The sequence below is a fragment of the Mesorhizobium sp. M8A.F.Ca.ET.165.01.1.1 genome (assembly GCF_004792065.1).
Lineage (GTDB): Bacteria > Pseudomonadota > Alphaproteobacteria > Rhizobiales > Rhizobiaceae > Mesorhizobium.
The window spans coordinates 1-288 of the sequence record NZ_SRTH01000237.1 but is presented as its reverse complement, the minus strand read 5'-3'; the positions used below and the strand labels follow the sequence as shown (position 1 = coordinate 288).

At 62.5% G+C, this 288-nt stretch carries 1 pseudogene; it reads left to right on the top strand.

Annotated features, from left to right (window positions below):
• A pseudogene (locus EN808_RS35895) lies at nt 1–288 on the top strand (sugar ABC transporter permease); the annotation flags it as partial.

Sequence of the window (288 nt, the reverse complement as noted above, 5' to 3'; positions counted from 1 at the left end):
AGCAACTATACGGCCATCCTGACCAGCGGGGTGTTCTGGCAGGTCACCTTCAACACCCTGATCTGGACAGCAGCCTCGACTTTCTTTTCCTTCGTGCTCGGGTTTGCCGCCGCGCTGGCGCTCCATCGCGACTTCATCGGCCGCGGCGTGCTGCGCGCTATCCTCATCATTCCCTGGGTCATCAGCGCGGTCGCCGCGTCCTATATCTGGAAGTGGATCTACCATTCGGATTTCGGCATCATCGGCGCGGTGCTGGTCGAGCTCGGATGGGCCAGCCGGCCGCCGAAC